Origin of the sequence: Saliphagus sp. GCM10025334, assembly GCF_042663485.1 — an archaeon.
GTDB lineage: Archaea > Halobacteriota > Halobacteria > Halobacteriales > Natrialbaceae > Natronosalvus.
Window position 1 is genome coordinate 136,490 of sequence record NZ_JBHTAF010000004.1, and the last position, 21,800, is coordinate 158,289.

The window sequence follows — 21,800 nt, forward strand, 5'->3', positions numbered from 1 at the left end:
CCGCGTTCGTCGGGCGCTACGCTACGTTCTGGGCTCGGCCGCCTCGGCGTTTTGCTCCCGATTGCGATACTCCTCGAGGCGACGATCTTCTCTCGAACCCGACCCGAACAGCCGCTCGGTGAACGTTCGCTGGGACGGCCGTTCCGAGAGCAGCACCGATCCCTCGACGACGCGCGCAACGTCGATGTGAAGCGAGTCCCGGACGAGCCGAGAGAGCAGGCCACGCTCGGTCGCGCCCATCATGACGATCGTGGCGTCCAGGTCCCTGGCCGTGCGACAGATCGCCTGCTCGACGTCGCCCGAATCGTCGACGACGATTTCTGCATCGTCGAGTCCGTGATCGTTCGCCCAGTCGGAGAGGAACGCCTCGCCTGCTGCCCGATCGGCCGGGTCGTCGACGACGTGTAAGAGGGTGATCTCGGCGTCGGCACCGTTCTCGAGGGCCTGCGCGATTTCGGCGCTGAGGTCCGAATCGGGGCCGCCGGCGGTCGGGAGGAGCACCCGCGACGGATCGAGCCCGCGGTCTTTGATCACGAGGAAGTCCGTCGGAAGCCGATTCGTGAGTTCGTCGAGGTGGCTCTCGGCGCGGGCGGAGGTCCACAGCTGGTCCTGTCCCCACCCCATGAGCACGAGGTCGGGGCGGGTCCGCCTGGCCCGGTCGAAGATCTCCTCGAACGACCGGGGAGAGACGATGGTCGACGTCCCGAACTCGACGTCGTAGCCGTCGCCGATTCGGCGAATGTCCTCAAGCAGGCGGTCTGACTCGCGGAGGATTCGGTCGTGATGGCCGCTACTGTCCGCGACGTGCTGGGGGGCCTGGACGATGTGGACGACGTGGACCTGTCCCTTCTCTTTCGTTTCCGCCAGCGCGCAGGCAAACTCGACGAGCTGGGATTCGGTTCGCGGGTTGGCGATGGGAACGAGGATTCGATAGGAGTCCTCGTCGCGAACGATCGTCTCGACGGTGTCGACGACTGGGACGTAGGTACGCCCCGAGAGCGAGCCGAGGAGCCACTCCCGGATGGTGAGTCGCCTGGTGTTCTCGTACCGGTCGATGTCGAGTCGCCGCTCGCTGGTCTGGTAGTAGTTGACGACGGTGACGAGCAGGACGCCGCCGAGGGTGTTTCCGAGCAACACCGGGATCACGAACTGGGTCATCGCCGGAAATATCACCCCAACGTCACCGAGGGCGAGGGTGAGGTACACCACCTCGGTGAACGAGACGACGACGTGGAACAGATTGCCAAGCGGGATCATCAGAAAGGCCAGATAGACGACGAGCAACCGCGAGGCGGTGTCGCGGACGGCGAAGTTGATCCAGACGACGCCCGCGACGACCAGTCCGGCGAACGTCCCTTTGAAGAAGAGACTCGTCGCCGGAGTTTCGATCCCCTTCTCGGCGAGGTAGACCGCCATCTCCGCCGATGGCGCGTCGAAGACGCCGCCGTAGGCGAGAGCCACCGCCCCGAGCGCGCCGCCGGCGAAGTTTCCGGCGAGGACGATCACCCAGTGGCGAAGCAACGTCGGGACTGACGAGAGGCGCTCGAGGACCAGCGCGACCGGCGGCAGGGTGTTCTCGGTGTAGAGCTGGTAGCCGCCGATGATGATGTAGATGAACCCCAGCGGGTAGAGCAGGGCGGCGACGATCTCGCTGTCGGTCTTCGTCGACATCGAGGCGTATATCAGGAATGTGAGCGTGATCGCGAAGCCGCCGGCGAGCGCGCTGAAGAAGAGTTCGCGCGTTCCAGACGTGATCTCGTGGTCGGCGTCAGCGACGACGCGCTGGAAGACTTCGTCGGACGAAAACCGGTCCGGCATGACCGTCCCGTACGCCGGCGCGCCGCTCTCAGCTCGCTGTGGAATTTCCACTGCGGAATCGTCGTCGTCGCTCATTGTCGACTTCCACTCACGGCAGGGCTAAGTGACTTTCTTCATCGGACGGCCGTACGGGGTTCGAGCGTCATCGACGCCCAGTGTCATACTTGTAGGTCGCCGTGTCCGGGTCGATACCGAAGTCCTCGGGGGATTCCTCCTCGCCGTCGCCGGGCTCCGGTTCGTTCGCCTCCTTGAACGCGTCCCGCAGCCGTTCGGGCATCTCGAACCCGTCGACGTCGATCGCGAGCGGGACCGCATCCGGATCGACGCCCTCCCGTTTGTCCGCCAGTCGCTCCTGTAACACGGCAGGGAGGGCCGATTCCTCGATGCGACTGAAGCCGAACTGCGCGAGGTAGGCCCCTTCTCCGGTGAGGGTGTAGACCGTTTCGAAGCCCTCGTCGCCGGCGTACTCGACGAGTCGTTCGACGACGTGGGCGCCGACGCCCTGGCTACGCCACTCCTCGAGGACGCCGATGCTCGTCAATTCGCAGACGTCGTCGGCGTCGTCGGGTTTGTGGATGCGGATACGGCCGAATCCCGCCTTCTCCCCCGACTCTTCGTCGATGGCGACCACGTAGTCGCGCGACCGGAACGCCGTGTCGTCGAGCCCCATCGCCTCGATGTGGTCGAGAAGCCAGACCTCTTCCCGGTTTTTCGCGTCCCGTACGTACATGATTCGAGCTAGGGCCGCCGCGGCCAAAAGCGTTTGTGGGGTACTGGCAGGTTTCGGCCCGTCTCGAGACGGTAACGTTCATGACACGGGACAGCAAACCGTGCCAGTGACATGGAAGGGGACCTGATCGACGAGGTGGTCCACGAACCCGACGAGGCGTTCGCCGAGTCCACCAACGTCCGGGCGTTCATGCGCGAGTACGGCATCGAGGACTACGACGACTTGATCGAGCGCACCACGACCGACCGGGGCGACGGCGAGAGCGGGGTCGAGTGGTTCTGGGACGAGCTCGTCGACTACCTCGGCATCGACTTCTACGCGGACTACGACCGGGTCCGGGACGACAGCGACGGCCCGCAGTTCACCGACTGGTATCCCGGCGGCGAACTCAACATCGCCCACAACACGGTCGACCGCCACGCCAACCTCGAGGCCGCGAACCGAAACCGGGTCGCCACCATCTGGGAGGGCGAAGGCGGCGAGGTCCGGGAGATCACCTACCACGAACTCCACCGACAGGCTAACAGGGTAGCGAACTACCTCGAGTCGGAGGGGATCGAAACCGGTGACACCGTCGGGCTGTACATGCCGATGGTGCCGGAAGTGGTGTCGATTCTGTACGGCTGTTTCAAAGTCGGCGCCATCGCCGTCCCCATCTTCTCGGGCTTCGGCGTCGACGCCGTCGCCACCCGCATCGAAGACGCCGAGTGTTCGGTGCTCTTTACGGGCGACGGCTTCCTTCGGCGAGGCAGTCCGATCACGCTCAAGGGGAGCGCCGACGACGCCATCGAAGAGGCGGGCCACGTCGAGCACACGGTCGTCTTCGATCGGCTGGGCTCGAGCTCGAACTCGAGTTCCGACGGCACAGGGAGCGGCGCCGGCGACGACGGCTCGACTGTCGACGTCGAAATCCCCTGGAACGACGCCCGGGACGCATGGTGGCACGACGCGGTCGAGAACCAGGACGACGAGTACGAGAGTAAATCCCTCCCGTCCGATCAGGAGTCGATGCTGCTGTACTCCTCGGGCACGACGGGAACGCCGAAGGGAATCGTCCACACGCACGCGGGCGTGCAAACGCAGTGTGCCAAGGAACTCCACTTCGGATTCGACCTCAAGCCCGCCGATCGGTTCTTCTGGGTCAGCGACATCGGCTGGATGATGGGGCCGTGGACACTGATCGGCGTCCACACCTTCGGCGGCACCGTCTTCATGTACGAGGGTGCCCCCGACTACCCGAACCCGGATCGCTTCTGGGAAATGATCGACCGCCACAAACTCACCCAGTTCGGCATCTCGCCGACCGCCATCCGCGCGCTTCGGAAACACGGCGACGAGTGGCTCGAGGGCCACGACCTCTCTTCGCTTCGAATTCTGGGCTCGACGGGCGAACCGTGGGACCCCGAGAGCTGGCAGTGGTTCTACGAGAACGTTGGCGGGAGCGAGGCGCCGATCGTCAACATCTCCGGAGGCACCGAGATCTGCGGCTGTTTCCTGATGCCGATGCCCGACCAACCACTCAAGCCGTGTACCCTGGGCGGCCCCGGCCTCGGCATGGACATCGACATCGTCGACCGCGACGGTAATTCGGTGAAAGACGATCACGAGCGCGGCTTCCTCGTCGCCCGCGATTCGTGCCCCTCCATGACCAAATCGCTGTGGAGCGGCGACGAGCGCTACCTCGAGGAGTACTGGTCCACCTTTGACGATCTGTGGGATCACGGCGACTGGGCCCAGCAGGACGAAGACGGCTTCTGGTTCCTCCACGGCCGGGCCGACGACGCGCTCAACGTGGCCGGCCGAAAGGTCGGCCCCGCCGAAATCGAGGGCGTGTTGATCGATCACGAGGCCGTCAATCAAGCGGCGGCGGTCGGCGTCCCCGACGACACGACCGGCACCGCAGTCGTCGCTTACGCCATCCTCGAGGACGGCGTCGAAGAGTCCGAGCAACTCCGCGAGGAACTGCGCGAACAGATCGGCGAAGAACACGGCAAACCGTTCCGACCCCGAGAAATCCTCTTCGTCGACGCCTTCCCGAAGACGCAGTCGGGCAAGATCATCCGCCGGGCGATCGAGGCCGCCTACACCGGCGAGGACCTCGGCGACCTCTCGAGTCTCGAGAATCCGGACGCGCTCGAGGCGCTCGAGGACGCCCGGTAGGGCGGTCAGGCTGCTCGAGATCGAGTTTCCGTTCTCCACGTCGCCAGACCGGTGAGCGCCGCACCCGCGAGACCGGCGACCCCGGCGGCGACGAACGCTGGCGTGTACGTCCCGAAGAGATCGTAGCTCGCGCCGGCCAGCGGCGGGGCGAGCAGTCCGGAGACCGCGAACGAGAGCGAGACGACGCCGAAGAGGGCGTTGGCGTCGTCGGGGCCGAACAGGTCGACGGTGAGCGGCGAGAGGAGTGCCCCGTTCCCGCCGTAGGCCGTGCCGAAGACGGCCGCGAAGGCGACGATCCCGGCCGGCGACGACAGCACGGGCAAGGCAAACATCGAGAGCGCCATCAGGATCGAACATCCGATGAACGTCCGACTCCGGCCGAGGCGGTCCGACGCGAATCCGATCGCCAGTCGCGAGGCGGCGGTCGTGGCGCCGATGATCGAGAGAGCGAGCGCGCCGATTCGCGCGTCGAGCCCGAGGTCAGTGACGTGAGCCACCAGGTGGACCAGCGTCACGTACAGGGTCCCGTAGATGAGTATCCAGCCGACGAGTACCAGGAGGAATCGGCGGCCGGTGGCGATCGACACGACGTCTCGAGCCTGCTCGAGCCACCCTCTCGACCGCGAGCGCGTCTCCGGGTAGCCGGCGGGAAATTCGCTCGCCGGAACCTCTCGCTCTCGCGGGTCGTCCTCGATCAATACGGTGGCAACGACGAGCAAGGCGACCAGCCCCGCGACGAGGGCGAGGTAGGCGCGCCGCCAGCCGTAGCGGGCGATGAGGAGCGTCGCGACGGGCGTGACGGCGACCATGCCGACGCCCAGGCCGGCACTGGCGATCCCGCTCGCAAAGCCGCGACGGCGCTCGAACCAGCGGGGAACGGTCGCGTACGAGACGACGTAGATCAGTCCCATGCCGAGAGCAGTGACGACGCCGTAGGCGAGGCCGAGCGTCAAGGTCGAGGTCGACTCGCTCGTCCAGAGCAACCCGAGCGCCAGCAGGACCACGCCAGCGCCCATGACTCGACTGACGCCGTAGCGGTCGGCAACGCCGCCGAAGAGCGCCGCACCGACGTAGATCATCAGGGTCTGTACGGAGAACACGAGCGACGTCGCCCCTCGAGAGAGATCGAAATCGCTCGCCAGCGGTTCGAAGAACACGCCGAAGGAGTACGAGACGCCGAAGATGACGAAGGTGCCGATGAAGCAGGCTGTCGTCACGACCCAGCCGTAGTAGTAGCCGCCATTCGTCGAACCTGGCCCCGTCACTGTCCCCGAATTGGTCGGTTCGACATATAAATATTTAATACAGTTACCAAATACCACGGATCATGGCAACACGAGCCAATGGTGACAGCGGAGGGGCAAACCGCGGTGGCGACTCGAAACCAGGACTCTTTGAACGGGCCGGGAAAGGGCTCGCGGACGTCGTCGAACGGTGGATGCCGAGTCCGTTCCTGTTTGCGATCCTCCTGTCGTACATCGTGTTCGTCGCCGGCATGGTTTTCGAGGGATCAGGTCCGCTCGAGATGACCACTTACTGGTTCGAGGGGTTCTGGGCGTTCCTCGCGTTCGCGATGCAGATGACGCTCATCCTGATGACGGGGTTCGTGCTCGCGTATCACCCGCGAGTGAACGCGTTGCTCAAAGGGTTGACCCAGCTCCCGAGTTCCGGGAAGCAAGCCGTCGTCCTCGTGGGCGTCTTCTCGATGGCCGTGGCGTGGATTCACTGGGGATTCAGCCTCATCCTCGGGGCGATTTTCGCTCGAGAGATGGGAAAGACGGCGCACCGGAACGGAATGCCGGTCCACTACCCGCTACTGTGTGTTGCGGGGTACATGGGCCTCGGCCTGACCTGGCACTGGGGACTATCGGCGTCGGCACCGCTATTGCTCAACACCCCCGAAAACGAGTTCATCGAGGGAGGCTACATCGACGGAATCGTCCCGGCCAGCGAGACCATCTTCAGCAGTTACGCCCTCTTGCTGACGGTTTCCTCGATCGTCGTCGCTGCCGCGTTCTTGTACCTGCTCGCGCCGGGGGCGGGGCGGACGCGCTCGATTACGGAATTCGTCGACGAGAAGAACCTGTTCGACGAGTCGGGGGCCGGTAGCGACACCGTTCCCGACGGCGGCATCGACACGTACGAGACGCCAGCGGAAAAGATCGACAACAGTCGCCTCCTCGGTGGGCTGATCGCTCTCGGTGGCGTGTTCATGGTCGGCTACCTCCTCGCGACCGAGGGACTCGACGCCTGGAACCTTAACCTCGTCAACTTCGCGTTCCTGTTCGCCGGTCTGCTCGTCTTCCTGCGTCCTGCTTACTACCGCGAACGGTTCGGCGAGGCGGCAGAAGCCGCCGCCGGCATCATCCTGCTGTTCCCGTTCTTCGCCGGTATCCAGGGGATGATGAACGCCTCCGGGCTCTCCTCGTCGATCGCCGAGGGGCTGTTCGCCATTTCGTCGCCCGAAACGTTCCCAATCATCGCGTGGATCGCCGGCGGCATCGTCAACCTCTTCGTGCCCTCCGGTGGCGGCGAGTGGATCGTCCTCGGTCCGTCGGTCGTCGAAGCGGCGCAGGGTCACAGTGTCCCCATCGGCCAGGCCACCATCGCCTACGCGGTTGGCGACGCGCACACGAACCTGTTCAACCCGTTCTGGGCGCTCCCACTGCTCGCAATCACGGGGATCAAGGCGCGAGAGATGTTCGGCTACGCGATCGCGATGATGCTCCTGCTCACGCCGTTCCTGGCGCTCGCGCTCACGTTCATCCCGTACTGACTCGAGACGACTGGGCCGAGCGAAACGGTATCTTCTCTTGAGTTCGAGACCGAGAACCGCGAGGTTGGCTCGAACGATCGGTGAGGAATTCGCCGCCCGACGAACCGGTCCCGTCCGACGACGAATCCACCGAGGCGGCGATGCCTGCTATCGACGGCACAACACGCTTCCGTGTCACTGCCCCACATACTGATGATCTGCTTCCAACTGGTACAGATGGAACCACGGAGGCAGATCGTGTATCGACTCGAGAGACAGCGAGCGAGTGAAGCGATCTCGAAGGCGACCACACGGACACGCGCGATCCCCAACAGACGCGATCCCCCACAGACACACCTTATCGCACCACGTGCGGGAACGGAGTGCGATACAATACTTTTCGTGGACCCCGACCGCATCGAGAGCGGTTGGTCTTCCCCGTCCAGGAACGGCGTGATCGACCGGACACGGCCGGAACGGGGGGACCCGAACCACCCGGTAGCCGATAGTATAAGAGACTCGAGTCCGACCCCACGTGTATGCGCCACGCACGGGGTCCCCTGCTCACGGTCGACGTGAGCGACCGGACCGCAACCACGACCGACATCGACGACGTGCTCGAGCGAACGGTCGGCGGCCGCGCGACCGCCACTGCCCTCGCTCACGACCGCATCCCGTTCGACGCCGATCCGTTCGGCCCCGAGAATCGCGCCTACCTCTCGACGGGGCCGCTCCAGCAGAGCCGAATGTCCTTCACCGGCCGGATGAACATGACCGGCCTCTCACCGCTGACAGACGGCCTGGTCTCGACCAACGCCGGCGGCTACCTCTCCCGGAACTTCGCGGGAACGGGAATCAGCGTCCTCGAGGTGGTCGGCGAGAGCGACGAGTTGCTCGCGGTTCACGTCACGGACGGCGATAGCGACGGCGAGGGCGGCGTCGAAGTCGCGTTCGAAGCAGTGCCCGAACTCGAGAACGCGCTCGTGCCCGAGGTATCCGACTATATGGACCGCACGCGAGACCTCGGCCCCGAACACTGCATCGCCATCGGTCCAGCCGGCGAGAACCTCGTGCGCTTCGCGAGCGTGATGACCTTCGACTCGCGGGCGTTCGGCCGCGGCGGCCTCGGTGCCGTGCTTGGGTCGAAGAACGTCAAGTGCGTCACGTTCGAGGGCGATTCCGCGCCCGACGTCGAGTTCCCGCCGGTCCAGATGGACGTTCACAGGGAAGCCGCCGAGTCCGACGACCTGATGAAACGCCAGGGGACGACTGGCGGCACCGAATTCATCAACGACAACTTCTCCCTGCCGACGCGGTACTTCCAGGATTACGAGTTCGAACACGTGGCCGACATCGGCGGCAACGCCGTCGAGGCGAAGAAGTACAAACGCGCGGCCTGTTCGGCCTGCGCCTACGGCTGTAAACTCCCGACCAGGGACGAGGAGACGGACCTCGAGACCGAGGGCCCGGAGTTCGAGACGGTCTACTCCTTTGGCTCCCTGCAGGGGATGGGCGACGTCGTCGACGTGATGAAGGGGAACGAACTCTGTGACACGCTGGGGATGGACACCATCTCCGCCGGCGTGACGGTCGCCGCCTACCTCGAGAGCGAGGACGCCTTCGGCGACGCCGACCTCGCCCACGAGATTACCGAGCAAATTGCCTACCGCGACGGAATCGGCGACGTCCTCGCCGAGGGCGTCCACCGCTGTCACGACGAGCTGGGCGTCGACGACTACACCGTCAAGGGGATGGAGTTCGCCGCTCACGACGGCCGCGTCCTCCACGGGCAGGGCCTTTCCTACGCGGTCGCCAACCGCGGCGGCGATCACATGTACGCCGGCATGTTGAGCCTGGAGTACAGCGGCGAACTCGACCCGGAGGGTACGCTCGGCAAGGCCGAGACACTGGTAGAAGAGGAGAACTCGTCGGCGTTTCGCGACACGGGAATCGTCTGCGCGTTCGGCGGCGACTACGTGACCGACGAGCGACTCGAGGAACTGTTCGACGCCGACTACGAGGACCTCATGGCAGTCGGCGCTCGCACCGTCGAGCGGGAGCGTCACTTCAACAACCAGCGCGGGTTCGGCGTCGAGGACGATCGGACTCCGTACGACCTGCCGGACCTCGAGGCCGCGGTGAGCGAGTACTACGAGGCTCGCGGCTGGAACGACGACGGGACGATTCCGGCGGGGCGAGTCGATTCGGTCGCTCCCGCCGCGGACTGACTGGGCCGGGTTCGGGTCGTAGTCGTCATCAACGTCTCGCTGTCAGCCGCCGTACACCGACGGCACGAGCCGATACACGTCGCCGTCCTCGAGTTCCGTCTCGAGGCCGTCGAGGTGTCTGACGTCCCGCGTGTTCTTCGTCACGACCGTCTTCCCGGCGAGGGATCCCTCCTCGTCGTCGAGCAGGCGGCCCTCGAGAGCCGGATAGGCGGCCTCGAGTTCGACGAGCAGGTCGCGGACGGTCTCGCCGTTCGGTTTCCACTCGGTCGTCGTCTCGCCGGTGTCCTCGCGAAACGGTCCGAAGAAGACGCACTCGAGTTGCACGTCTCGAGGGAGGGGCCGTTCGTTCTTGTACGTACGGGTTTCGTGCGTACGGATTTCGTATAGTGCGGGTTCTGGCGCTCGATCGTCCGATCGTAGCCGGGGCTACCGGATCGTAATCGGGACCATCGGGTCGTAGCCGTGACCGTCGGGTCGACGGGGCGGCGCCCTTTTAGTGATCTACGCGCAATGGAGTCTATGCGCCACGCGATGGAAGCGGCGACGGGAACGGTGCTGGCCGTCGGCACTGCATCCTGGCTCGGGGGCGTCGGCCCACCGGACGAATCCGCAAACGCCGAAAACGGACGGACGTGGGCTGGCGAAGACGGAATCCAGCGATCCGATTCCCCCGTTACCGTCTACGGCCCGGTTTCAGCCGTCGACGAGCGGCCGCCGGGACTCGAGTCGCTCGAAGCGGTCGATTGCGTCCTCACCGACGACGTCGAGACCGTTTCGGCCGCCTCCGCGACGCTCGAGGACGTGCCCGTGGTCGTCGGTCCACCAGTCGATCGATCGACCGCTCTCGACCGCGGTCGGAGCCGAGACGACGACCCGCTGGCGGCACACCTCGAGGCTGCACTCGACGCCGGGGCGAGCGACGTCGTCGACGTCACGACGGCCGACCACCCCGGTCTGCTCCGACGACGCCTCGCGGCCGTTCTCGAGCGCAAGCGAGCGACGACGGCTGCAGAAGAAGTGAACACGTGGTGCCGGACGTTGATCGAAACGTCACAGTCGCTATTTCTGGTCCTGGACGACGGTGGGGGAGTAACCTTTGCCGGGCCGTCGGCGTCCCACCTCGTCGGCGCCGACCCCGATGCACTCGTCGACCACCCCCTCGACGAACGGATTCACTACGACGACCGCGAATCGTTTTACCGGGCGTTCGAGGCCGTCCGCGAGGCAGACGCCGGCACGTCGAAAACCTGCGAGTATCGGTATCGACACACCGACGAAACCTGGCGCGTCCACGAGGCGGTCCTCACGAACCGACTCGAGGACTCGGCCGTAGACGGGATCGTCGTTTCGGCGCGAGACATCACGGACTACCGGCGGATCGAGCGAGAGTTGAACGAGTCGTTCGACCGTGTCACCGACGCGTTCTTTTCACTCGACACGGACGGAGAATTCACGTACCTCAACGACAGGGCCGAAGAGCTCCTCGAGACGTCGAAAGAGGCGGTCCTGGGTCGGTCGTTCGTCGACGTCTTCCCGGAGGCCGAGGGCGGTGACTTCCAGCGTGAGGCGATCGCAGCCCTCGAGTCACAGGAGGCGCGAACGATCGAGAGCTACTACGAACCGTTCGATCGGTGGATCGAAGCTCGAATGTATCCGTCACCGACGGGGCTGTCGATTTACTTCAGAGACGTGTCGAGACGAGTTCGGCGCGAACGGGCGCTCGTCGAGCGGTCCGAGCGGCTCCAGGTACTGGTCGAAAACGTCCCCGTCGTCCTGTTCGTCATCGACGACGACGGGACGTTCACCCTCTCGGAGGGGCGCGGTCTCGAGCGAATCGGGGTCGAACCCGGGGCGGTCGTCGGCCAGTCGATATACGACGTGTACGCGGAGCATCCGTCGGTCATCGGCGACGTCAACCGCGCACTTGGCGGCGAGTCGGTCCACAGCTTTCAGCGGATCAATAGTCGAATATTCGAGACGTGGTACCGACCGGTGGTCACCGGTGGGACGGTCGAGCGGATCATCGGAATTGGCGTCGACGTCACCGAACGACGGCAGTACGACGAAACGCTCAACACGCTGTATGAAGCGACCCAGCACCTGCTGACGGTCGAATCGAAACAGACCGCCTGTGAGTACATCGTCGACGTCGCCACCGACGTTTTGAACCTGGAAAACGTCGTCGTGTTTCGGTTCGACGATCGGGAGAACGAACTCGTTCCGGCCGCGTACACGACGGACCTCCTGACCGACATCGGTTCGCCACCCCGGTTTGGACCGAACGACAGCATCGTCTGGCAAACGTTCGTCGAGGGTGAAACGAACGTCTTCGACGACGTTCACACGTCGACACACGTCTACGACGAGGAGACCGCCGTCAGAAGCGGACTCTTCGTCCCGCTCGGCGAACACGGCGTGCTGGCGACGCTGTCGACCGAGGAGGGCCAGTTCACCGAGGAAACGACCGACCTCGCGCAGGTGTTCGGCGCGACTGCCGAAGCCGCCCTCGACCGGATCAGTCGAACCCAGCGACTCCACGAACGCGAACAGGAACTCAAACGCCAGAACGAGTACCTCGAGCGCCTGAACGAGGCGAGTTCCCTCCGCGAAGAGATCGAGTCGCTCCTGTTGCGTGCGGGCTCGAGGGACGAAATCGAGACCGGCCTCTGCGACCGGCTCATGGACCTCGACGACTGTTCGTACGTCTGGATCGGTGAACCGGACCCCGGCGGTAACGAGATACTGGCGCGTCACGAAGCGGGGTACGGCCGCGGCTATCTCGAGTCGGTGGCGGTGACGGCCATCGACGACCCGGCCGCCGAACCGACGGGTCGAACCGCTCGCACGCTCGAGCCGACGAACGTCGACAACGTCGCCCAGGACCTCCGTCACGGCGCCTGGCGAACTGAAGCCCTCTCGCGGGACTTCCAGAGCGTCTATGCCGTGCCACTCGTCTACGACGACTTCCTGTACGGCGTCTTGACGCTCTACAGTACGGACCGAACGGGGTTCGACGAACCGACCCGATCCGTCCTGGACGACCTCGGCGAGACCGTCGCCTACGCGATCAACGCCGTACAGCGAAAACAGGCCCTCTTGGGCGGTGCAACGACCGAAGTCGAACTCGAGGTAACGAGCGAGACGCCGCTGGCAGCCCTCTCGCGCGTCGCGGACGCCCGCGTCGAGCTCGAGGGGATTATTCAACAGGACGACGGCACATCGACCGTCTTCGCGAGCGTCGATTGTGACGTCGAACCCGACGTCCTGGACTCGATCGAGACGGTCACCGACGGAACGATCATCAGTCGAACCGACGACCGAACGGTGATCCAGCTCGAACTGACGGAGCCGTTCCTCGCCGCCGTCGTCGACAGTCACGGCGGTCTGCTCCGATCGTTTACGACCCACCCCGATACGGGAACGCGAACGACGCTGGAGATTCCGAACTCCGTCGCCGTCCGCGAGGTTCTCGCCGAGATGAACCGACGAGGACTCTCGGCGTCGATGGTTGCCCGTCGAGAGCGCACGGGCGAGAACGACCGCCTGGCCGGGGACTCGAGGACGCGCGAACGTGACCAGTTCCTGTCGCTGTTGACAGACCGCCAGCGGGAAGTCGTCCAGACCGCCTATCACGGCGGCTTCTTCGAGTGGCCGCGAGAGACCACGGGCGAGGAACTCGCCGAGTCGCTCGATATCTCGCCACCGGCGTTTCACAACCACGTGCGATCAGCCGAGCGAAAGCTCTTCACCGCCGTTTTCGACCACGAGTGGAGCAGGGTTAACTGATTAACCCCTTTCCCACGGCTCCATTACAAAGTTAACAGCCAGACTCTTTACCTACACCTGCAAACGGTCACCTGTCTTCCCATCTCTACGGGGGGTTAAATATACGATGACTGAAACATCTTCGCCACAAATTCGCACCGGAACGACTGAATCGTACTCGGTTCAATTCGATCGACTAGACGACGAACCGCTGAGCGTCACCGTCGCCGACGCCGTGGCGACGTTTACTGGACTCGACGTCACGGAACTCGACCCGCTTCACTACGCGATCGACGCCGACGCGCTCGAGCGCCTCTTCGAGCCCCGCGCGAATGGGCTTCGATCCGACGGAACAGTTTCGTTTGCATACAACGAGTGTCTCGTGACCGTCTCCGCTGGCGGCGAAATCGACGTCGAGTCACTCGACGACTGATTGGTTTTAGAGTTTCTCGAGTTGATGGGCCGGGAGCGACGCCGTCGTTCTTCGTGAGCGGGTACTGAGTAGCAAGTCGCGAATAGCGAATAACGTATAACGAATAACGAATGCCGAGAAGCGCGTAGCAAGTGACGAGAAACGAGTCGCGCCAGCAGTTAGCGGGCATCTGCCCACGCTCAAATATAGTGTGATATTAACACACTATATTGTATTCATTCCCCATAGGCAACGTCTTTATAGGACGTCTCGCTACGTGAGTCCATGTCATCAAAGACTCCCACGACCGAGACGATGAAAGACGTTAGCCACACCCCGCCAGCGGGACAGTCCGTCACGAACGTCTGGCACCGCGGGCGAGCGGACGACGAATCGGACGAGTAGAGTAACTGGCAGCTGTTCGCTGACCGGATTCCATTCTCGTTTCGAAAACGAAACCACAGCCTTCAGAGCGACCGCCGTCTCCCCTTCGGAATCATCGACCTGAGCTCGCCGTGCAGGTAGAGACCGACGCCGATCGGCTCGCGGTCGCCATCGACGTCGTGTGCGGCGATGAGATATCCCCAGTCGCCATCCCACTCGAGCGACTGGTCCTCGCCATCGGCGAACCGGGTCGCTTCCTCATTAGCGAGGTCGACGACGCATCGGGTGGCGTGACGCCCGAACCGCTGTACGAAATCCGTCGTCGGTTTCCAGTGTTCCTGCCGCGTTCGCAGGCAGGTCATCCCCAGGGCCTCGATTTCCGCCGGTGACGGGCTCTCCCCGCCGTAGATCCAGACTTTCCCGGCCCCTTTCTCCCAGAACGTGTGTTCCTCGAACATCTCCGGCGGGATGCCGAACCGGTCCTCGAAGTACTCGAGCACCGCTTCCCGCGAGGCCCGACCCTCGACGGTTCGGTCGGCGTCCGTCGCCGGGAGCCGATCGAACTGCTGGCCGACGTTCGCCTCGAGGTCGTCGGCCATCAGGCGCCCACCTCCAGTTTCGCGACGAAGAAGCCGCCGGTGTCGTTGTGGTGCGGGTAGATGCGGATCGCCCGCTCGAGGCTCGAGTCGTAGGTCTCGTCGTCCCACTCGGTGATGCCAGGGGCGTACTCGAGGTCGAGATCGACGTCAACGACGCGACAGTCCTCGGCATCGAGGACGTGCTGAACGACCGCTTCGTTCTCCTCCGGCGCAAACGTACACGTCGAGTAGACCACGGTTCCGCCTGGCCGAGTCGCCTGCACCGCTCGCCGGAGAATGCCCTTCTGAATGCCCGCCACCGAGTGTACGTGGTCCTCGGACCAGTCCTCGAGCGTCGTCGGGTTCTTTCGAATCGTCCCCTCACACGAACAGGGGGCGTCGACGAGCGCGTGATCGAACTGGTCGACGGCTAGCGGTGCGAACGAGAAATTTCGCGCGTCCTGGTGGGTGACCGCCAGCGACGTCGCGCCGAGACGCTCAGCATTGAATCGAAGCGCCGAGAGGCGACCGAGGTTGCTGTCGTTGGCGACGACCGTGCCCCGGTCGTCCATCAGCGCGGCCAGCTGGGTCGCCTTGCCGCCGGGGGCCGCGCAGGCGTCGAACACGGTCTCGCCAGGGTCGGGGTCGAGGACGACGGGCGGCACCGCAGAGACCTCCTCCTGGGTGTGGACGAACCCGTGAAACGAGGTCCACGTCGACCCCGGCGAGTCGGTCTCGAGGCGGAGAACCCGCGGATTCCACGCGGCCTGCTCGTACTCGATACCGTCGTGCTCGAGCGTCGCTATCGCTCGCTCCACGGATGCCTTGATCGTGTTCACTCGGACGGCGATTCCGAGCGGACGCTCACAGGCCGCCCGAAACGCCTCGAAGTCGTCGACGATCGACCGGTACCGCTCGAGTGGCTCCATTGAAACGTGATTCGAGGGCGCTTCGCTTGTGGGTTTCGAAGCGGTTGGCGCCACGAACTCGACAGCTGCAGGGTCGGCGCCACGGGATCGACGGCCGCGGGCGCCTGCTGCGGCCGGTTTTAAGTCGACGGACGGCGTCACCTCGTCTATGTCAGAGATTCGTAGACAGGGACCGGAAGCCGAACTCGAGGAGCCAGTGCTCGTCGAAGGATTTCCCGGCATCGGTCTCGTCGGGAAAATCGCAACCGACCACCTGATCGACCAGCTCGAGATGCGCTACTACGCGAGCGTCCACTGCGACGGACTCCCACGAATCGGGATCTACCGCGGCGGATCGACGACCATCCAGCCGCCCGTTCGTCTCTACGTCAGCGAGGACGAGGACGTCATCGCCCTCCAGAGCGACGTTCCCATCAGCACGCAGGCGCTCGAGTCGGTCGCCGGCTGTCTGACGAGCTGGGCGGTCGACTACGACGCGACCCCGGTGTACCTCAGCGGCCTGCCCTCCCAGCGCGACGAACCGCCTCAACTGTTCGGCGTCACGACCGGCGACGCCGACGCCGTCGACACCTACGGCATCGATAGCCCGACGGAGGACGGCGTCATCAGCGGTCCAACCGGCGCCCTGCTCAACCGGGCGGCCGAACTCGGGACCGATTCGTTCGGCCTCGTCGTCGAATGCAGCCCCCAGTTCCCCGATCCGGAGGCAGCAAGCGTCCTCCTCGAGGACGGCATCTGTCCCATCGCCGATGTCGAACTCGACGTCGAGGCATTGATCGAACGAGCTGGGGAAATCCAGGAACAGCGCCAGGCGTTCGCCGAACGGATGCGCGAGGTCGAATCCGCCGAGAGCACGCAGGCCCAGCCGTTGCGGATGTATCAGTAACCGACGCCTCCAGTCGGCCCGTCACGAGAGGTGGCACCCGCAAACCCAACGCCTTTTCGACTCGTCCGCTAGCGCTCGAGTATGGCTTCCGGCACCAATCTGACACCCGCTGACTGCCCTGCAGCGAACGGCATGCCCATGCTCGGCCTCGGCACCTGGCAGAACACCGATCCGGACCAGTGTGCGGACTCGGTTCGAACCGCCCTCGAGATGGGGTACCGCCACGTCGATACCGCACAGGGGTACGACAACGAGGAGTACGTCGGTCGAGGGATCGCCGACGCCGACGTTGACCGCGAGGACGTCTTCCTGGCGACGAAGGTGTCGACCTCCAACCTCGCCCACGACGATGTCCTCGAGACGACCGAGGAGAGCCTCGAGAAACTCGACGTCGACGCCGTCGACCTGCTGTACGTCCACTGGCCGGTCAACACCTACGACGCCGAGGAGACGCTGGCCGCGTTCGACGAACTCTACGACGACGGCCTGATCCGTAACGTCGGCGTCAGCAATTTCGAACCGCGCCACCTCGAGGAAGCGATCGACCTCCTCGACGCACCCCTCTTTGCAAACCAGGTCGAGTGTCACCCGCTACTTCCCCAGGAGGAGGTTCGCTCGGTCTGTGCCGACCACGACGTCGAACTCGTCGCCTACTCGCCGCTGGCTCGAGGCGAGGTTTTCGACGTGCCCGAGATACAGTCCGTGGCGGAGAAACACGACGCCAGCGAGGCCCAGGTCAGTCTCGCCTGGCTCCGAGAGAAGGGCGTCACCGCGATTCCGAAAGCGACCGGCGAAGATCACATTTCGGACAACTGGGCGTCGCTAGGCGTAGAGTTGGATGAAGAGGATCTCGAGAGGATCGATGGGCTCGACGAAGTGCATCGAGAGGTCGATCCGGATATGGCTCCCTGGAACTGAGATAGACAGCACTGACAAATTCTCTAAGCGATAAATCGGTTCTATCGATATCTAATCTGCATCAAATCAGTCCTCGTCGACGAGAATGTCCGTTACGGTCACCTGTAGATACGTCGTATCGGTCACCGTCCGTTTCGCTCCCCCTCCTGATGACTCTTCGATCAGCGCCGCATCGTAGTGAAAGTCGATATTCTGATCGACACTTTCAACGGATGCAACGAGGCCACCGTAGAATTCGACCTTGTTGTTGAACGTGACACGAGCGGGTGGTTCCTCATCGGAATTTCCGGCGTAAACTACACCGACGAAAGTCGTACCTCCGGATTCAAAGGAAATATCCGAACCGGGCCGGGCAAGAATCCAGAAGTTGGTGGCATCCATGTCTGGGTTCTCGTGGATATTGACGTCATCACGGACTGTTAGCGAATCTCCGGTCATGTAGAGGTTTACCTGATGTCCGTTCTCGCTATCGAGCAAGACCTCCTCGTCGAAGACAATATCGCCATCGACGAGAATATCGACTTCGCCACCGTTTTCGAGATCGACCTCGAGAGTATCGTCCGAGGAAATTTCAGCAAGGTAGTACTCGCCGGGAGTTGTTATTGCTTTTCCAGTCAAATGCCCGTCCTCGTCGATTGCCTCCGTTTTCTCGTTATCGTTCTCGGTCGACGTGATCCGCTCCTGTTGACGGTCTATCTCGAGCGTCGACGAGAGTGGAGTCAACTCGATGTCGGTGGTATTCATTTCGCCATTGTGAGAGCCACTCTTGATCGTAAGGCAATCCGCAGATTCGCCGACACAGTAGATGTCGCCGTTTATCTCCGCGTTCTCTTGATCGAGCGTCAGTTCACCGTCAATAATGATGTCAGCGTCTATCTGGGTATTGTGGTTGATAACGACGTCGTCTGCAAACCGAATCTCGAGGTCGTCGACATCCTCATCCGGGTCTGCAGAGTTGTACGCTTCCATATCGACGTTGTTGTTGATCTCGAGACTCGTTCCACTCGGTGGTGAGGTGATTCCAGCGTCGATTTCGAATTCATAGGGGACATCGATCACGAGTTGCATCCGTTCGTTCGTGTGATCGACGGACACCGTCCCGACCTCTCCATCGTTGTCGCCAACTTCGATACCCTCCTGTTCGGCAAAATACGCCGCCCAGGCGTCGTAGTACGACGATTGGATGGTGATCTCCATCTTCCCAGGTGGAAGCTCTTCAGGAAGCGAGTCGGTAGACGTGTTCGTGCCTGCAGAACGAACGGAAAAATCCTGTCCTCGTCGCTCAGCCCCCTGGAGGCTCGTAACGTGGACTCGAAGGTTGGTTACCTGGTTCTCGTCCGTAATCACGTCCACATTAGGGGCGCTGTGAAGCAGCGTTCCATCGTCCGTCGATTCCCAGAGTCCGCCACCCTGATAGGCCAAATGGGTTCCATCACGTTCGTAAATGATAGTACCGAGACCGTACGTTGTCGATTCGCCACCAGCAGCAATAGTAAGGGTGCCATCGTTTGGTTTGACGTGAACGTCGTTTTCGATCGACTCGCTGAACGCTATGGATTGACCTTCCCCCGGTTCGAGCGAAGCCAGCTCCACCTTAGCTTGTTCTAGCGACTGCGTTGCAGCCTCGTCGCGACTCTGTGACTCGAGTTGTGCGAGTGCGGTTTGCCCAACCGCAACGACACCGACAGCGGCAACGATAACGAATCCGAGTAGAACAACAACTGCAATGACTTCGGCCTGTCCACGGGAATATCCGCTCGGCAGTGCCGTATCGTCTCCGTGGTCAGCGTCGTCGCTCATACGCGTACTCGATAATCAATCAATATGATAGTATCGGCCGATTTGGGGTACTAGATCGTAGAAGTAGTCTCGAAAGCGCGTCAAAATCGAAACGCGAGAACCCGCGTTACGCAGCCGTAGCCGTCACTCGCTCGGCGAGTAGTTCGGCGCCTCGTCCGTAATCACGACGTCGTGGGCATGACTCTCGGTCTGGCCAGCCGAAGAGACCCGAACGAACTCCGCTCGCTCCTTAAACTCGGGGATCGTCTCCGCGCCGACGTACCCCATTCCCGACTGCATCCCGCCCGCGAGCTGGTGGAGTTCCGACTGGAGCGTCCCCTTGTACGGTGTCGCCGCCTCGACGCCCTCCGGCACGTACTCCTCGTCGTCCTTCGGATCGTCCTTCAGGTAACGGTCACCGTCACCCGACTTCATCGCTCCGACGGACCCCATCCCGCGGTACTGCTTGTAGCGCTTGCCGTTCATCGTCACGACGCGACCTGGAGCCTCGTCAGTGCCCGCGAAGTAGGATCCGAGCATCACGGCGTCAGCACCGGCGGCGATCGACTTGATCGCGTCGCCGGAGTACCGAATCCCGCCGTCGGCGATCACCGGAATACCGTGCTGGCTCGCCACGTCGGCAACCTGCGCGACAGCGGTGATCTGGGGCATACCAGCGCCGGAGACGACCCGCGTCGTACAGATCGAGCCTGGGCCGATACCGACCTTGATGCCGTCGGCAAAGTCCACCAGATCCTCCGCAGCCTCTCGCGTGCCGACGTTTCCGACGACGACGTCCGCGTCGACGGACGCTTTGATCTCGCGTGCCCCGTCGATGACGTTCAGGTTGTGCGCGTGGGCGCAGTCGATGAAGAGCACGTCCGCGCCCGCCTCGTCGGCTGCGACCGCCCGATCCGTTTCGAACGGACCGACGGCGACGCCACATCGCAAGCGGCCGGTTTCGTCTCGAGCGGCTTCCTTGTACTCTCTGCGCTGTAAGATGCCCTGCATCGTGACCAAGCCGACCAGCAAGTTTTCGTCGTCGACGACGGGCACGCGCTCGATCTTGTGCTCGTACATCAGGTCGAACGCGTCGCGCGCGTCGATGTCCTGGGGCGCCGTGATGACCTCGTCGGTCATCGCCTCCGTTACCGGGTCGTTCTCGCCGACCTCGAGGTGCGGGCGGATGTCCGTACTCGAGATGATGCCTAGCACCTCGCCGTTGGTGTTGACGACGGGGGCGCCGCCGACGCCCTCCTTGACCATCATCTCGTCGACTTCGCGGACGGTCATCTCCGGGTCGGCCGTCACGACGTCGTCGAAGGGGATGATGAGTTCGTCGGCTCGCTTGACACGGCTGATGAACTCGACCATCTGGTCGATATTCATGTTCCGGTGGAGGACGCCGAGTCCGCCGTGACGGGCCATCGCGACCGCCATCTCGCTTTCGGTGACGGTGTCCATCGCCGCCGAAATGATCGGAACCGAGACCTCGACGTTTCGAGACACTCGTGAGGTCAGGTCCGCCTCGTCGGGCTCGACACGACTCTCCTTGGGACGGAGCAAGACGTCGTCGAACGTCAGCGCTTCCGGTACGCGCAATTTCGCAGAATACGGCTCGTGCTCGGGAACGTCGTTCGCCATGTAAACTGTCCGGAACCGTCGGTAAAAAGCGTTCCGAGACTCCCTCAAGTGTGTGGTACTCGATGGCGTTCTCGATGGTCGACGCTCGGCGCTTGACACGACACCGACACCGGTACTAACACAATTCGCCGGCCATGTTTAGACGCCGCTCAGTTGACGTCTCGACCGGGATTATGTGGAGTTGAGCGAGGGAGTGGCGAGTATGCCGCCTCAACTCGCCCGTTTCACCGACCGATGCGTCGTTTTGTCCCAAGATGCTGTCATCGGCAAGCCAGCGCCGGCGATTGAGAAGGGTGACGGCGGCTACGCTGACTGGGTGATTGTGTCGATCCACTGCCTCCGAGAGTACCTGAACCAGCCCTACCGCCGGTTGCTCGACATTCTGCACGAGATGCCCGGAATCGCCGCGAAACTCGGTCTTTCGGTGGATCAGCTACCGGATTTTACCACTGTCTGTACGCGGAAACAAGATCTCAAAATGCGCGTCTGGCGGGTGTCGCCTCTTTTGTCGGCAAAAACGTCATCTCAGCCGGTCGAAATGGCTGCATTCGGATATGAAAGGGTAGGGGTTCACCATCTATTGGGCCGGATATCGGGGCTCGATATTTGGTCGGTGGTGTCGGGTAAGAGTTCTCACGATGGTCGGTCGACATACCTCTTCGAAGGGAGTACGTTCAGAAGCTTATCATCCGGAAGAATTTCTATCTAATCATCCCCAGTTATCGAAAATATATGCACGTCGGTGACCTCGGTCAGCCCGAACTATGCATTCTTCGAGGTTGGTGAATATCTCTACTTCGAATCCCTGTGGAAG

16 protein-coding genes and 1 pseudogene are annotated in these 21,800 nt (G+C 63.1%); 9 read left to right on the top strand and 8 right to left on the bottom strand.

Annotated features, from left to right (window positions below; translation table 11 throughout):
- Positions 1–21 precede the first annotated feature (21 nt).
- Together ACFQO4_RS16580 and ACFQO4_RS16585 are read right to left on the bottom strand one after the other, a co-directional pair.
- Positions 22–1,893: a formate/nitrite transporter family protein gene (locus ACFQO4_RS16580; RefSeq protein ID WP_500261976.1), complete on the bottom strand. Its 1,872-nt coding sequence runs from the start codon at positions 1,891–1,893 to the stop codon at positions 22–24.
- Positions 1,894–1,960: 67 nt separating this feature from the next.
- Positions 1,961–2,548 (bottom strand): GNAT family N-acetyltransferase, encoded by a 588-nt coding sequence (locus ACFQO4_RS16585; protein WP_500261977.1) that lies wholly within the window; start codon positions 2,546–2,548, stop codon positions 1,961–1,963.
- Between the two features lie 111 nt (positions 2,549–2,659).
- Here ACFQO4_RS16585 and ACFQO4_RS16590 point away from each other — a divergent pair, with 111 nt between their 5' ends.
- Positions 2,660–4,708, top strand: a complete 2,049-nt coding sequence (locus ACFQO4_RS16590) for an AMP-binding protein (protein WP_500261978.1) — start codon at positions 2,660–2,662, stop codon at positions 4,706–4,708.
- A gap of 5 nt (positions 4,709–4,713) precedes the next feature.
- Here the strand turns inward: ACFQO4_RS16590 and ACFQO4_RS16595 are convergent, their stop codons facing one another.
- Positions 4,714–5,973 carry an MFS transporter gene (locus tag ACFQO4_RS16595; protein ID WP_500261979.1) on the bottom strand — a complete coding sequence of 420 codons (1,260 nt, stop codon included), beginning with the start codon at positions 5,971–5,973 and terminating at the stop codon, positions 4,714–4,716.
- Positions 5,974–6,035: 62 nt separating this feature from the next.
- Here ACFQO4_RS16595 and ACFQO4_RS16600 point away from each other — a divergent pair, with 62 nt between their 5' ends.
- Positions 6,036–7,484: a short-chain fatty acid transporter gene (locus ACFQO4_RS16600; RefSeq protein WP_500261980.1), complete on the top strand. Its 1,449-nt coding sequence runs from the start codon at positions 6,036–6,038 to the stop codon at positions 7,482–7,484.
- A 518-nt stretch (positions 7,485–8,002) separates the two neighbouring features.
- The gene (locus tag ACFQO4_RS16605; RefSeq protein ID WP_500261981.1) at positions 8,003–9,691 is read left to right on the top strand and encodes an aldehyde ferredoxin oxidoreductase C-terminal domain-containing protein; all 1,689 of its coding nucleotides are present in this window, start codon (positions 8,003–8,005) and stop codon (positions 9,689–9,691) included.
- A gap of 42 nt (positions 9,692–9,733) precedes the next feature.
- Here the strand turns inward: ACFQO4_RS16605 and ACFQO4_RS16610 are convergent, their stop codons facing one another.
- The gene (locus tag ACFQO4_RS16610) at positions 9,734–10,015 is read right to left on the bottom strand and encodes a ubiquitin-like small modifier protein 1 (protein ID WP_500261982.1); all 282 of its coding nucleotides are present in this window, start codon (positions 10,013–10,015) and stop codon (positions 9,734–9,736) included.
- Positions 10,016–10,201: 186 nt separating this feature from the next.
- On the opposite strand from ACFQO4_RS16610, the gene ACFQO4_RS16615 reads away from it, so the two are divergent.
- From ACFQO4_RS16615 to ACFQO4_RS16625, 3 genes are all read left to right on the top strand, one after another.
- Positions 10,202–13,477: a PAS domain-containing protein gene (locus ACFQO4_RS16615; protein WP_500261983.1), complete on the top strand. Its 3,276-nt coding sequence runs from the start codon at positions 10,202–10,204 to the stop codon at positions 13,475–13,477.
- Positions 13,478–13,583: 106 nt separating this feature from the next.
- On the top strand, positions 13,584–13,889 hold the full coding sequence (locus ACFQO4_RS16620) for a HalOD1 output domain-containing protein (protein WP_500261984.1): 306 nt from the start codon (positions 13,584–13,586) through the stop codon (positions 13,887–13,889).
- Between the two features lie 264 nt (positions 13,890–14,153).
- Positions 14,154–14,273, top strand: coding sequence for a DUF7989 family protein (locus tag ACFQO4_RS16625; protein WP_500261985.1), 120 nt, complete (start codon positions 14,154–14,156; stop codon positions 14,271–14,273).
- Between the two features lie 62 nt (positions 14,274–14,335).
- Here the strand turns inward: ACFQO4_RS16625 and ACFQO4_RS16630 are convergent, their stop codons facing one another.
- Positions 14,336–14,851 carry a DUF7122 family protein gene (locus ACFQO4_RS16630; RefSeq protein ID WP_500261986.1) on the bottom strand — a complete coding sequence of 172 codons (516 nt, stop codon included), beginning with the start codon at positions 14,849–14,851 and terminating at the stop codon, positions 14,336–14,338.
- Positions 14,851–15,759 carry an RsmB/NOP family class I SAM-dependent RNA methyltransferase gene (locus ACFQO4_RS16635; RefSeq protein WP_500261987.1) on the bottom strand — a complete coding sequence of 303 codons (909 nt, stop codon included), beginning with the start codon at positions 15,757–15,759 and terminating at the stop codon, positions 14,851–14,853. Before ACFQO4_RS16635 ends, ACFQO4_RS16630 begins: the two co-directional genes overlap by 1 nt.
- A gap of 148 nt (positions 15,760–15,907) precedes the next feature.
- Between ACFQO4_RS16635 and ACFQO4_RS16640 the strand changes: the two genes are divergently transcribed.
- On the top strand, positions 15,908–16,645 hold the full coding sequence (locus ACFQO4_RS16640; RefSeq protein ID WP_500261988.1) for a proteasome assembly chaperone family protein: 738 nt from the start codon (positions 15,908–15,910) through the stop codon (positions 16,643–16,645).
- Between the two features lie 81 nt (positions 16,646–16,726).
- On the top strand, positions 16,727–17,563 hold the full coding sequence (locus ACFQO4_RS16645; protein WP_500261989.1) for an aldo/keto reductase: 837 nt from the start codon (positions 16,727–16,729) through the stop codon (positions 17,561–17,563).
- Between the two features lie 66 nt (positions 17,564–17,629).
- On the opposite strand, the gene ACFQO4_RS16650 is transcribed toward ACFQO4_RS16645, so the two are convergent.
- Both ACFQO4_RS16650 and guaB read right to left on the bottom strand, forming a co-directional pair.
- Positions 17,630–19,363 (bottom strand): DUF7289 family protein, encoded by a 1,734-nt coding sequence (locus ACFQO4_RS16650; RefSeq protein ID WP_500261990.1) that lies wholly within the window; start codon positions 19,361–19,363, stop codon positions 17,630–17,632.
- A gap of 123 nt (positions 19,364–19,486) precedes the next feature.
- A complete protein-coding gene (guaB, locus tag ACFQO4_RS16655) occupies positions 19,487–20,986 on the bottom strand; it encodes an IMP dehydrogenase (RefSeq protein WP_500261991.1) in 1,500 nt (499 codons plus the stop codon).
- A 202-nt stretch (positions 20,987–21,188) separates the two neighbouring features.
- Here guaB and ACFQO4_RS16660 point away from each other — a divergent pair.
- Positions 21,189–21,498, top strand: a pseudogene (locus ACFQO4_RS16660) (IS5/IS1182 family transposase); the annotation flags it as partial.
- Between the last annotated feature and the right edge of the window lie 302 nt (positions 21,499–21,800).